Here is a 12373-nt window from a genome sequence, read left to right as displayed (position 1 = left end):
TCGGGGTGGGCATCAGACCGCTGTCCGCTCGGCGACGCGGCGCCATTCGTCGTCGACCGTGGTCAGGAACTGTTCACCGTTCTTGTTGAAGACGAAGGACTGAATGTAGTTGTTCATGGGGACCGACGGCGGAAAGTATGTTCCGGCGCCCTGGTAGTAGCGGCCTTCGGCCACGTGGGCGGCAACACCGTGGAGATGGGGGTTGCTCACGGCAGGGGCGCCTATCAGCGGAGAGAACGCCGCGTTCTTCTCGTTGTACGTGTTGACCACGGACGGTTCCAGGAGGTAGTTGAGGAACCTCTCCGCAGCGGCCCTTTTCCGCGTGTTCCGGGTGATGGAGAGGGCCATGTCCACGTTGACGCGCACCTTGGTCTGGTCCGGGTCGTTGGTGACCGGCAGCGGAAAAGTGCCCAGCTTGATGTCCTTGTTGGCCTGAACCAGCTGGGAGAGCGCCCACGGCCCCTGCAGATACATGGCGGCCTGGCCCTTGCCGAAGGCGGCATTTCCGTCAGAGTAGTTCTTGCTGGCCGCCCCGTTCTGCGAGTAGGACGCGAGCTGCAGGATTTTTGGCAGCGAGGAGCGGTAGTGTTTGCTGAACGACTCGGGGGCGGACTGCGGGATGTTGGCGCCCTTGGCCATCAGGTCCCTGAAGAATCCCCCGACGTCCAGCATTCCGCCGGTGACGTAGTCGAAGGCCCCCTGGCGAAGGGTCCAGGCGTCCTTGAACGTCCCGTAGATCGGTGTGATGCCTGCTGCCTTGAAGGTCTCACACGCGGCGATGAAGGCCTCCCATGTGGTTGGAACAGCCACACCGTGCGCTGCGAAGATGTCCCGGTTGTAGATGACCCCGGCCGCAGCAATGGAGAACGGCAGGGCGCTGGTTTCGTTCCCCTTGTATTGTCCCCACGAACTGATGAGGGCCTGGAACTTCGGATCGACAGTCTTGGCCACGGGAAGGCCCGACAGGTCTGCGAAGATTCCCTTCCGGACGAACTCAGCCGTTTCGGTCGCGAATCCCCGGGTCACGACGTCGGGCGGATCGTTGCGGACCAGGCCAGGGACGAAGTTGCCCTCATTGAAGTCCTGGATGACCCGGAGATCCGGGTTCAGGGCTTCGAAGTCCTTGATCACCTGGTTGAAGTACCCCACCACCTCGGGCTTGTTCTGCATAAACCGCAGGGTTGTGACGCCGGCCTGCTGCCCTGCGCCGGCGGCGCAGCCGGTGAGGGGAAGGAAGGCGGTTGCTCCGGCCAGGCCGGCCGCCCGGAACAGCGAGCGCCTGCTGGGCAGTGTTGCGCGCGCGGTGCCGCTCACAGGGCGGGGGCAGACGGACGGGAGAGAGAGGACTGTGGTGAGGGCGGGCAGTGCTTCGGGATGCGGTTCACTGTTGCTCCTTTGCAAAGGCTGAATGAAGGATTTTGGAGAAGACCGGTGGCTCGGCGGACGTCCGACCCACCGGCCAAGCATTATTTATTTTGGATCTAAATTTAGTTTCTCAAGTATTATGTGGTGCAGAACACAGGGGGTCAACACCATGTCCGAAATTTCCGTCGCAACGCCCCAGTTGCTCAGGCGCGTGAGTGCCGGAGCCGTCCTGGATTTTATGCGCGCGTCGCAGGCCGTAACGGTCACCGACGTTATGGAAGCCACCGGACTGACCCGGGCCACGGCCATATCCGTGTGCGAGGACCTCATGCACCGAGGCTGGATCCGGGAGCTGGAAAACCAGCGGGCCTTCGGCGGCTACCAGAAAGGCCGGCCGGCACGGCGGTTCGAACTCAACGAACGCGCAGGCTACGTTCTGGGCATGGACGTGGGTGTCTCCAAGGCCACCGTGGTGGTGTCCGACCTTCGCGGAAAGGCCCTCGGCAGGTCCAGCCAACCCTTCGCGGAAGCAGACATCCCGGCCGAGGAACGCATCGCCGTCATTGACCGCACCTCCATGATGGCACTGCACAGCGTGGGCGCTTCGCCGGATTCCGTCCTGGCCGTCTGCGCCGGCATTGCGGCGCCAGTGGACCGTAACGGCGAGGTCCTGGTGACGCAGCACTTCTGGGGACTGTTCGACGTCGGCCTGAAGGCTGCCCTGCGGGATCGGCGGGGCTGGACGGTACTGCTCGAGAACGACGCGAACCTGGCCGCACTCGGCGACCGCTGGAGGGGTGCCGCTGCCGGCGTGGACGACGTCGTGGTCATCCTCGCCAGCGAGCGCCTCGGCTCGGGCGTGATCGACGGCGGGCGGCTGCTGCACGGCCGGGGCGGAGGCGCCGGCGAGCTCGCCTTCCTCGACATGGTGGAGGGTGTGGGAGATACCTACGGCATCGCCGCATTGGCAAGGACGTGGGCGGCTGACGCCCTTGCCGGCAAGGCCAAAACATCCCTCCGGGAGTTTGCCGCCGAAGGAGTCGAGGCGGAGCAGGTCTTCGCGGCTGCCGCCGACGGAGATGCCGTGGCGCTGAAGATCCTTGAACGGCTGGCCGACAGGATGGCCCGGATCATCGGGGCCGTCGCCACCATGATCAACCCCGAACTCGTGGTCATTGGCGGGGCCGTGGCGAACTCCGCCGGCGTGCTGCTTGAGCCGATCGCCAGGCACCTGACCAAGTACACCGTCACTCCCCCGCGGGTGGCGGTCTCGCCCTTGGGAGATTCAATCGTGACCGTGGGAGCCGTGCGGTGCGCCCTCGACTACGTGGAAAAGAACACCCTGGACCTGGAGCTCGCGGTTCCGGACTAAGCTGTGCTCCAACGGCGCGAAGGGACAGTTGAGGCCCCGGAGCCGCATCGGTTCCAGGGCCTCAACTGTCCCTTCGCGCTGTGTTATTCCATCGTCGCGGCCGGCCCCTCGGCTACGGCTGCGGCTCCAGGGCGGCGGCAATCGGGAGTGTGCCGTCACGGAATTCGATGGTCCTCCCCGCCGTTTCGGGCAGGTCCAGCACGGCGGCGGCCACACTGGCCGTGTTGCTGCGGGAGGTTGCCCCGCTGCCGTCCCGGCCGGGGTCCACTTCAATAAGGCCTGTCCCCGGCTGGTCCGTCAGCGTCCCCGGACCCAGGATGGTCCAGGCCAGTGCGGTGCCGCGCAGGTACTCATCCGCCGCAGCTTTGGCGTCCGCGTAGGCAAAGAAGCTGTTCTCCGCCGGAACGCCATGGTCCGGCCCCGCTCCCAGGTAGGAGACCATCACATAACGCCCGACGCCGGCCTCCGCCGCCGCGTCCATCGACCGGATGGCCGCGTCACGGTCCACCGCATAAGTGCGTTCCGGGCTTCCTCCCCCGGCCCCGGCGGACCAGACCACGGCGTCATGGCCCCTGAGGGCGTCGGCGATTGCCGCCGTCGTCGAATTCTCAACGTCCAGGACCGACGGCGTAGCGCCGGTAGCCGCGACGTCAACGGCATGGTCCGGGTTGCGGATGATCGACGTGACGCTGTGACCTTCGGTTGTAAGAAGCGTGGACAGGTGGAGGGCCACTTTGCCGTGGCCGCCAATGATAACGATGCTGGTCATGCCCCCATTCTGCCCCCTACGCCCGTGTGCGGTAGCGGAGGTAGACCACGCCGTTTCCAAAGGTGTGCTCTTCGAGGAGTTCCAGCCGCAGGCCGAGCCCGTCCGGCAGGAAGCGCAGGCCTCCTCCCACGGCTACCGGATTGAGGAACACGCGGCATTCGTCCACCAGCCCGGCGTTGAGCGACGCAGCGGCCAAGGTGGGGCCACTGATGCTGATATGCGCCTCCGTGGCGTTCTTGAGGCCGCGGACGGCGTCGGGAACAAAGGTCCGCTCGATCCTGGTCTTGGCCGTGGATGCGGCGGTGAGGGTGGTGGAGTAGACAACCTTGTCTGCCCCTTGCCAGATCCGCGCGAAGTCCCGGATGTAGTCCGGCTGATCGGGGGTATCGAAGGTTTCCCACGCAGACATGACCTGGTACATGCGGCGGCCGAAAAGGTAGGTGCCCACATCGCGTTCGAGATCATTGACGAACGTATGGACTTCCTCGTCCGGCTCGCTCCAGCTGAAGTTGCCGTTGCGGTCCGCGACGTAGCCGTCCAGGGACACGATGCCTGAGTAGATGAGCTGGCCCATCCGCCCATTGTGCCGCCGTCGGCAGCGGATGGGTAGGCTGTAGCGGCCGCGGGTGCCTGCCCTGCGGTGCGGGGTGAGGTTTCAGCGCTTCGGGCGGCCGTTAGCGTCGAAACCTCACGCCTCATTTGACGGCGAACTGCTGCGCCATGGTCCAGAGGTTGGTGGTGGTCCAGTAGATCAGGACGCCGATCGGGAAGAGTACTCCACCCACACCGAAAATGAGCGGAAGGGCATACAGGATCACCTTCTGCTGGCGCGCGAGGGGATTGTCTGCGGCCTCGTCAGGCACGCTCCGGGCCACGATCCGTCGTTGCGTGATGAACTGCGCGGCCGTCATGGCCAGGATCATCACGATAGTCAGTACCAGGACCGCCGCGGGGTCGCCGGCACCGCCGTGCAGCACGGACGCTGACAGCGGGGCACCAAAAATGCTTGATTCGTCGAACTGCACAGCCTGTTCGTGGGTCATCGCTCCGATGCCATGGGCTTCCCTGGCTGCGGCTGGGATGCCGGAGAGTACCTGGAAGAGCGCGAAGAAGAACGGCACCTGGATGAGCATCGGCAGGCAGGCGGACAGAGGGTTGGTCCCGTGTTCCTTGTAGAGGGCCATCTGTTCCTGGGCCATGGCCTGCCGGGACAGCTGATCGGTCTTGCCCTTGTACTTGTCCTGCAGCCTCTTCAGGTCCGGCTGCAGGAGCCGCATCCGGCGCTGGGCGCTGACCTGCCGCAGGAACACCGGAATCAGGGCGGCACGGATGATCAGCACCAGGCCGATGATGGACAGAGTCCACGTCCAGCCGCTTGCCGCAGGCATGCCCATGCTGCTCAGGACGTCATGGATTCCGACCATGACGGCGGATACAAGCCAATTGAACGGACCCATGATGGTTCCGAAGAAGTCCACTGCAATCCCCCATCGCCACGTGCAGCAAAGCTACGGCGAAAAGGAGCACTTGTCACGGCCTCGCGCCGCCGCAAACACACCGTCGTGCGGGGAAACAGAAAAGCCCCCGGAATCCGTGGATTCCGGGGGCTTAGCCTGTAGCGGTGGGGAGGCTCGATCTCCCGACCTCACGATTATGAGTCGTGCGCTCTAACCAACTGAGCTACACCGCCACGAATGAGAAAAACCTGCGCCAAGCCGGTCAAAAACCGCCTTGACACAGGCCCTCATCCAGAGCCCCCCACCGGAATCGATCCGGTGACCTCGTTCTTACCAAGAACGCGCTCTACCACTGAGCTAGGGGGGCAACGAGTAAATACTCTACCGGAAGATTTGGCCACCAACAAATCGGCTCCAGAACGACGCCCGCGGCGCCAAAAGTGCCGGAAATTAGGGCTTTCGGCGCCCTCCGGACGGCCCATAAATCGGCCCGGGGAGGGATCCCGGAAGGGATGTGACCAAGCCAACTTAAGCAGCAACCTTAAAGCAGAACGGGCCGGCAAGAAGCCGGCCCGTTCTCAGTTCACTTTAGGACGCAGTGGTTACCACTTGTTGCGGGGCTTGAAGCCGCCTTCGGTGCGCGGCTTGCGTGCCGCGTCGGTGCCCACGCTGCGCTCGTTACGGTCGCTGAAGGAGCGGCCGCCGCGGTCAGCGGAGCTACGCTCGCCGTCGGTCTTGCGGAATTCCTTCTTGAACCCGCCGTTGCCCTTGAAGTTGCCGCCACGGTCGCCGCCACCGGCGCCGCCACCGGAGTAACCACCACCGGAGTAACCGCCGCGCTCGCCGCCGCCACGGTTGCCCTGGTAACCGCCGCGATCGCCGCCGCCACGGTTGCCCTGGTAACCGCCACGCTCGCCGTCGCCGGAGGGCTTACGGCCGTTGTCCAGCTCGAGGTGGATCAGCTCGCCGCCGATCCGGGTGCGGGACAGAGCCTTCAGCTGGTCGGCACTGAGGTCCGCCGGGAGCTCCACAAGGGAGTGGTCCGCACGGATGTCGATGCCGCCGATCTGGGCCGAGGAGATGCCGCCTTCGTTGGCAATGGCGCCCACGATGGAACCCGGCATAACGCGCTGGCGGCGTCCGACGGCGATCCGGTAGGTGGCGTTGCCCTCCGTGAGCGTACGGGTGGGGCCACGTGAGCCGAAGCCGTCCTTGGAACGCTCGCGCTTCTGGAAATCGGGAGCTGCGGCCAGTTCCTTGACCAGCAGAGGCTGACCGCCCTGGGCCATCACTGCCAGCGCAGCAGCGATCTCCGAGGCCGGCACGTTGTGCTCTTCCTCGTAGGAGGAGATGAGGTCGCGGAACGCGGCAACGTCCTCGGACTCGAGGGTCTCCGTGATGCGCTCGGCGAACTTGCCCAGGCGCAGCGTGTTGACGGTCTCGGCCGTGGGCAGGTGCATCTGCTCCACCGGCTGGCGCGTTGCCTTTTCGATGGAACGCAGCAGGTACTTCTCCCGCGGCGTCATGAACAGGATGGCGTCGCCGGAACGGCCTGCACGGCCGGTGCGGCCGATGCGGTGGACGTAGGACTCGGTGTCGTGCGGGATGTCGTAGTTGACCACGTGGCTGATGCGCTCAACGTCCAGGCCGCGGGCCGCGACGTCGGTGGCCACCAGGATATCGATGCGGCCTTCCTTCAGCGCCTCGACAGTGCGTTCGCGCTGCTGCTGCGGGATGTCGCCGTTGATGGCGGCAGCCTGGAAGCCGCGGGACTTCAGCTTGTCAGCCAGGTCCTCGGTAGCCATCTTGGTGCGCACGAAGGCGATAACGCCGTCGAACTCTTCAACCTCGAGGATGCGGGTCAGGGCGTCAAGCTTGTGCGGGCCCATTACCTGCAGGTACCGCTGGCGGGTGTTGGCGCCGGTGGTGGTCTTGGACTTGACCGAGATCTCGGCCGGGTTGTTCAGGTACTGCTTGGACATCCGGCGGATCTGGCTCGGCATGGTGGCCGAGAACAGTGCCACCTGGCGGTCCGACGGGGTCTGCTGGAAGATCTGCTCCACGTCTTCGGCGAAGCCCATGCGCAGCATTTCGTCAGCCTCGTCCAGCACCAGGTACTGGAGCTCGGACAGGTCCAGGGAACCCTTGGAGATGTGGTCGATCACACGGCCCGGAGTACCGACAACAACCTGGGCACCGCGGCGCAGGCCGGCGAGCTGGGGGCCGTAAGCGGAGCCGCCGTAGACGGGGAGGACGGTGAAGTCATCGATGTGCTTGGCGTACGAGGTGAAGGCCTCGGCAACCTGGAGCGCGAGCTCGCGGGTCGGAGCCAGGACCAGGGCCTGGGTCTTGCGGGACGGGCCGTTGAGGTCGTGGAGCTCGGCCAGGCGGGACAGTGCCGGTACTGCGAATGCTGCAGTCTTACCGGTACCGGTCTGGGCGAGGCCCACAACGTCGCGGCCTTCAAGCAGCAGCGGGATGGTTGCTGCCTGGATGGGGGAAGGCTTTTCGTAGCCGACGTCCATCAGGGCGGCGAGGACGCGGCCGTCGATGCCGAGATCGGCGAACTTGACGCCCTCGTCTTCGGTTTCCTCAGCCTTGGGAGCTTCTTCAACCTTGGCGGCAGGCGCTTCAGTCTCAGCGGCAGGCGCTTCTTCGATCTTGGCGGGGGCTTCTTCAGCTGGAGCAGCGGGGGCTTCAGCTTCAATCGCGGCGGGCTCTGCTGCGGGGGCAACGGCCTCGGTGAATTCGACGGCGACGGTTTCGACAGTTACTGCTTCAACGGTGGCGTCATTTTGATTTTCGGGCATAGGGAAATTTCCTCATCCATAGGGGGCCAGGCGGCACAACCCGAGGTGAGCGGAGCCGCAGTACAATGTGCCGTGGGTGCCGGGCATACATTGACCGGCCGGTCACTTAGAAGTCCGGCGCTTTCGCAATCCCGTGGCAGGACTTCCCGCTGCATCTCTTGGCTGCTATCTCAGCAGTCTGTACAGCGTTTTCTTTAGCCGGCTCTCCCTATGAAAATGCCCGCATCACATTAGCGGGCCCCAACACTTGCCAGTCCTGCCTCAAAAATTGGGCAGGAATAAGGGATTTCCGGAGTGGGGGATATTTCTAGTGTAGGGTACGGATCCGCTTTCCGGCTAATTGAACGTACGACGGCGGCGGTGAGCTTGCGCACATGGTTCCCCTACCAGCCACTCCAACGGGCCGCTACGGGGCCAACTGCCGCTGCAGCCGCAGGAACTTTTCCTCGTATTCGGGCTGCTGCAGGCGGATCTCGCGGTCGGCGTCGGCATCCCGCAATGCCTCCATGGACTCCAGGTCGGGCTCACTAAACCACTTGCCCACGGTGATTCCATGCTTGGGCACAAAGATGCGGTGGATGTGGTCGCCGGCCTGGATGCTGCCAGTGCGGATCACCCTGAGGTAGGCGCCCACGCGCCCTGCCTCCGTGAATCGCTTAACGAAGCGGGGCTCGTCAAAGCGGCGCTGGAAGGTTGCGCAGGGCGTTCGCGGGGAGGTCACTTCCAGCTCCACCTCCAGCCCGATCTTCCAGCGTTCGCCAATGACGGCGCCTGTGGTTTCGATGCCGGCCACCCGAAGGTTTTCGCCAAAGATGCCCGGCGGAAGGTCGCGCTGGAGCTCGCCGGCCCAGTAGTCCGCGTCGTCCTGGGAGTATGCGTAGATGGCCTGGTCCTCCCCGCCATGGTTGATCCGGTCGGCCTGGACGTCACCGTGCAGGCCCAGCTTATGGACGCGGACGGGGCCGTCCACCGGGCGCTTGTCGATGGCCGTGACTCCCACGTTCCCCTCATCGGCAAGGAGCTGGTGGACGCGGCAGACGGCAAGCACAGATGCGGTTTCCATGGCTCCAGTGTAGGTTCCCGGGCGGACATTGAACCCGGGCGGCAGGGTGGGGACTTCTCCCCCGGTTTCCGCTCGCAGCCTGCCGGGGCAGCGGCTAGGCTGAACTCAGGATTTGAGCTTCCGGCGCACAGCTGCGCCCACATTCAGCATGGACTACCAAGGGGGGACGTCATGGACCCGGAAAAGGACCAAGGCAACGGTCCGGACAAAGACCCGGCCAAGGACCAAGGCGCCGGGCAAGGCAAGGACCAGGGAGCGCCGAAACCGCCTCCGTGGCAGGTTCCCAAACCTGAGCTGCGCCCCGAACTCCTGAACGAACCCATTCCCACGGTTGATCCGTTCGCCCGAGACCGCGAGCGCCAGACCCATGATGCGGCCGCGCGCAAGAAGCGTTCCCAGCGGCGGACCGTTGTGGTGGGGTTGGGAGTCACGGCCCTCCTCGCCGGCACCATCACCGCCGTCGTGGCCAGCAACCAGGATGAACCCGAGTACGCCCAGGTCTGTTTCAACGACGAAACCGGCGAACGCGTCGAGGATACGCAGTGCAACAGCTCGGCCGGCCGGAGCGGCGCACTATTCGCGTGGTACTTCTACTCCCGCGGCGCCAGCGTGCCAGCGGTGGGGCAGAACCGGTCCTCCTATCCGAGCTACACCAGCACCATCCCCAGCGGCGCCAAGGCATCCACCGGGTACAGCACCAAGGGCGGAACGGTCAGCAGGGGCGGCTTTGGCAGCAGCTCCAAGGGCGGAAGCACGGGGGGCTAGGCGTGAAGCGGTTGTTATCGGAGCCCAGGCCTGACTGGAAGCAGAAGATCGAAGAGCAGGGCCTGGTCTTCTCCACCACCACCATGCCCAACGGCCGGAAGATTGAATACTGGAACGAAGCCGCCTACTACGAATTCACCATGGACGAGGTGGAGACCCTGGAGGTCACGGCCGAGGACATGCACAAGATGTGCCTGGAGGCAGCCAAGTTCCTGGCCACGGGCGCCATGGGGAACATCGGCATCGGCCCGCAGGCACTGGAGCTCGCGGCTGAGTCGTTGCAGGCCGCGGACATGGATGTCTACGGGCGCTTCGACTTTATCTATGACGGCCAGGGCGGACCGGCCAAGATGCTGGAGTACAACGCCGACACGCCCACCGGCCTGATCGAGGCCGCCGTCGCTCAATGGTTCTGGCTGCAGGACGTGTTCCCGGAGAAGGACCAGTGGAACGGCATCCACGAGGCCCTGATCCGGCAGTGGAAGAAAATGCAGTACCGCACCGGCATGAGCACGCTCCACATAGCCCATTCCGAGGCTGAGGAGTCCGGCGAGGACTGGATGACGGCCGCGTACATGCGGGACGTGGCCAGCCAGGCGGGCTGGACCACCATCGGCATCAATATGTCCGATATCGGCTGGGATCCCAACCTGAACCGCTTTGTGGACCTGGACAACTTCATGATCAGCACCATGTTCAAGCTGTATCCCTGGGAGCTGATGATGAAGGAGCCGTTCGGGCACCGGCTGCTGCAGCGGGCACATAATCCCCGTTGGGTGGAGCCGGCGTGGAAAATGCTGCTCTCCAACAAGGCCTTGCTGGCTGCTCTGTGGCACCTGTACCCGGACCACCCCAACCTGCTGCCGGCCTACCTCAACGAGCCCGGGCCCCTGAAGGAATGGGTGGCCAAGCCGCTGCATGGGCGCGAAGGGGACAACATCAGGATCCATGCGCCGGGCATCAGCCTGGAGCAGCCCGGGGGGTACGGCCGAGAGGGCTGGTGCTACCAGCAGTTCCATGCGCTGCCCGACTTCGACGGCAACCACCCCGTCCTTGGCCTTTGGGTGGTGGACGGCGAGTCCGTGGGCTGCGGGATCCGCGAATCGGACGGCCCCATCACCGACTACTTCTGCCGTTTTGTGCCCAACACCATCGACGCCCCGGCGCCGCTTTCAGCGCAGGCCCACTCCAGCAAGGCAGGTATCGCACTATGAGCACCCTGATATTCCAGAGCCCGGTGACCGTATGAGTGCGGAGACGACGACGGCGGGCGGCGCTCCCGGCCGACCGTCCGGCGGTGCCGTCCCCGACAAGGGGCTCCGTGCGGGGATCCTGGACCTCGGCGACTCGGTCATGCTGGGCCTCGCGTCCACGGCGCCCGTGTATTCGCTGGCAGCCACGCTGGGCCTGATCGTGGCCGTCAACGGGAACTACACTCCCCTGATCCTGGTCCTCGGCTTCATCCCCGTCCTGTTCATTGCGTACGCCTTCCGGGAGCTGAACAGCGCCATGCCGGACTGCGGCACCACGTTCACCTGGTCCCGCCGGGCGTTCGGTCCCTGGGCGGGTTGGCTGGGCGGCTGGGGTGTTGCCCTGGCCGGCATCGTGGTCCTGGCCAACCTGGCGCAGGTGGCAGGCCAGTACCTGTGGCTGCTGATCGGCGACGGCTCCCTGGCGGAAAACAAGGTGGTGGTCACCGCCACCGGCGTGCTGTTCATCGTGTTTATGACCCTGGTGAACTACCGGGGCATCCGGCTGGGCGAGCATGTCCAGCGGGTCCTGACGTACGTGCAGTATGTGTCGCTGGGCATCTTCGCGCTGGCCATCATTGTGCGGATCGCGGGCGGGGCCCCGGAGGGCCAGGCGTTCGACGTTGAGTGGTTCAACCCGGCGGGTGCCTTCGCCGACCCCTTCGCCGTGGTGCACGGTTCGCTGCTTGCCCTGTTCATCTATTGGGGCTGGGATACCTGCCTGGCGGTGAACGAGGAGACCGAAAACCCGTCCACCACGCCGGGGCGCGGCGCCGTCATTTCGGCCTTTGTCCTGGTGGCCATCTACGTCTCGGTGGCCTTGCTGGTGATGATGTACGCCACCGTGGGCACCGAAGGCATTGGCCTGGGCAACGAAGCCAACCAAAGCGACGTCTTCCTGGCGATGAAGGACGTGGTCCTGGGTCCGTGGGGCTGGCTGATTGTGGTGGCCGTGCTGGCCTCGGTCCTGTCGTCCACGCAGACCACCATCCTGCCCACGGCTCGCGGCACACTGTCGATGGGCGTGCACGGCGCGCTGCCGCCGAAGTTCGGCGAAGTCCACACCCGCAACCAGACCCCTGGATTCTCCACCCAGGTCATGGGCGCAGCGGCCGTGGTGTACTACGTGGCCATGAGTTTCCTCAGCGAAAACCTGCTCTCCGATTCAATCAGCGCCATCAGCCTGTTCATCGCCTTCTACTACGCACTGACGGGCTTCGCGTGCTTCTGGTATTTCCGGGGCACCTTCCGGGAATCGGCCCGCAACCTCTGGTTCCGGGGCATCCTTCCGCTGCTCGGGGCGCTGATCCTCACGGCGGCGTTCTTCATTTCCGCTGTCCAGATGTGGGATCCGGCCTACGGCGACACGCAGATCTTCGGCGTCGGCGGGGCGTTTGTCAGCGGCGTGGTGCTCCTGGCTCTGGGCGTCGTCCTGGCCATTGTCTGCCGGTTCCTGCCGTCAACGCGGGAATACTTCACCGGGAAGCCGCCGGCGGCGGCTGCCACACCGACGTCGGCCTAA

10 protein-coding genes and 2 tRNA genes are annotated in these 12373 nt (G+C 65.0%); 4 read left to right on the top strand and 8 right to left on the bottom strand.

The window, feature by feature from the left end:
- Positions 1-12: 12 nt before the first annotated feature.
- On the bottom strand, positions 13-1314 hold the full coding sequence (locus AU252_RS16490) for an ABC transporter substrate-binding protein (protein ID WP_058931662.1): 1302 nt from the start codon (positions 1312-1314) through the stop codon (positions 13-15).
- A 220-nt stretch (positions 1315-1534) separates the two neighbouring features.
- Here AU252_RS16490 and AU252_RS16485 point away from each other — a divergent pair, with 220 nt between their 5' ends.
- A complete protein-coding gene (locus tag AU252_RS16485; protein ID WP_058931661.1) occupies positions 1535-2737 on the top strand; it encodes an ROK family transcriptional regulator in 1203 nt (400 codons plus the stop codon).
- A 112-nt stretch (positions 2738-2849) separates the two neighbouring features.
- Here the strand turns inward: AU252_RS16485 and AU252_RS16480 are convergent, their stop codons facing one another.
- The 7 genes from AU252_RS16480 to AU252_RS16450 all read right to left on the bottom strand — a co-directional run bounded on the left by AU252_RS16480 (position 2850) and on the right by AU252_RS16450 (position 8836).
- Positions 2850-3506, bottom strand: coding sequence for an SDR family oxidoreductase (locus AU252_RS16480; RefSeq protein WP_058931660.1), 657 nt, complete (start codon positions 3504-3506; stop codon positions 2850-2852).
- Positions 3507-3522: 16 nt separating this feature from the next.
- On the bottom strand, positions 3523-4080 hold the full coding sequence (locus tag AU252_RS16475) for a dihydrofolate reductase family protein (RefSeq protein ID WP_058931659.1): 558 nt from the start codon (positions 4078-4080) through the stop codon (positions 3523-3525).
- 121 nt (positions 4081-4201) lie between these two features.
- Positions 4202-4984, bottom strand: coding sequence for a membrane protein insertase YidC (gene yidC / locus AU252_RS16470; protein WP_058931658.1), 783 nt, complete (start codon positions 4982-4984; stop codon positions 4202-4204).
- Between the two features lie 138 nt (positions 4985-5122).
- A tRNA-Met gene (locus AU252_RS16465) sits at positions 5123-5196 on the bottom strand.
- A gap of 62 nt (positions 5197-5258) precedes the next feature.
- Positions 5259-5330 (bottom strand) — tRNA-Thr (locus tag AU252_RS16460).
- A 235-nt stretch (positions 5331-5565) separates the two neighbouring features.
- Positions 5566-7773 (bottom strand): DEAD/DEAH box helicase, encoded by a 2208-nt coding sequence (locus AU252_RS16455; protein ID WP_058931657.1) that lies wholly within the window; start codon positions 7771-7773, stop codon positions 5566-5568.
- Between the two features lie 406 nt (positions 7774-8179).
- The gene (locus tag AU252_RS16450; protein WP_058931656.1) at positions 8180-8836 is read right to left on the bottom strand and encodes an MOSC domain-containing protein; all 657 of its coding nucleotides are present in this window, start codon (positions 8834-8836) and stop codon (positions 8180-8182) included.
- 171 nt (positions 8837-9007) lie between these two features.
- Here AU252_RS16450 and AU252_RS16445 point away from each other — a divergent pair, with 171 nt between their 5' ends.
- The 3 genes from AU252_RS16445 to AU252_RS16435 are packed head-to-tail and all read left to right on the top strand — an operon-like array spanning position 9008 to position 12373.
- Positions 9008-9601, top strand: coding sequence for a hypothetical protein (locus tag AU252_RS16445; RefSeq protein WP_058931655.1), 594 nt, complete (start codon positions 9008-9010; stop codon positions 9599-9601).
- Between the two features lie 2 nt (positions 9602-9603).
- On the top strand, positions 9604-10815 hold the full coding sequence (locus AU252_RS16440) for a glutathionylspermidine synthase family protein (protein ID WP_058931654.1): 1212 nt from the start codon (positions 9604-9606) through the stop codon (positions 10813-10815).
- 31 nt (positions 10816-10846) lie between these two features.
- The gene (locus AU252_RS16435) at positions 10847-12373 is read left to right on the top strand and encodes an APC family permease (protein WP_058931653.1); all 1527 of its coding nucleotides are present in this window, start codon (positions 10847-10849) and stop codon (positions 12371-12373) included.

Source organism: Pseudarthrobacter sulfonivorans, from assembly GCF_001484605.1.
GTDB classification, from domain to species: domain Bacteria; phylum Actinomycetota; class Actinomycetes; order Actinomycetales; family Micrococcaceae; genus Arthrobacter; species Arthrobacter sulfonivorans_A.
This window is presented reverse-complemented; position numbering and strand designations above follow the sequence as displayed.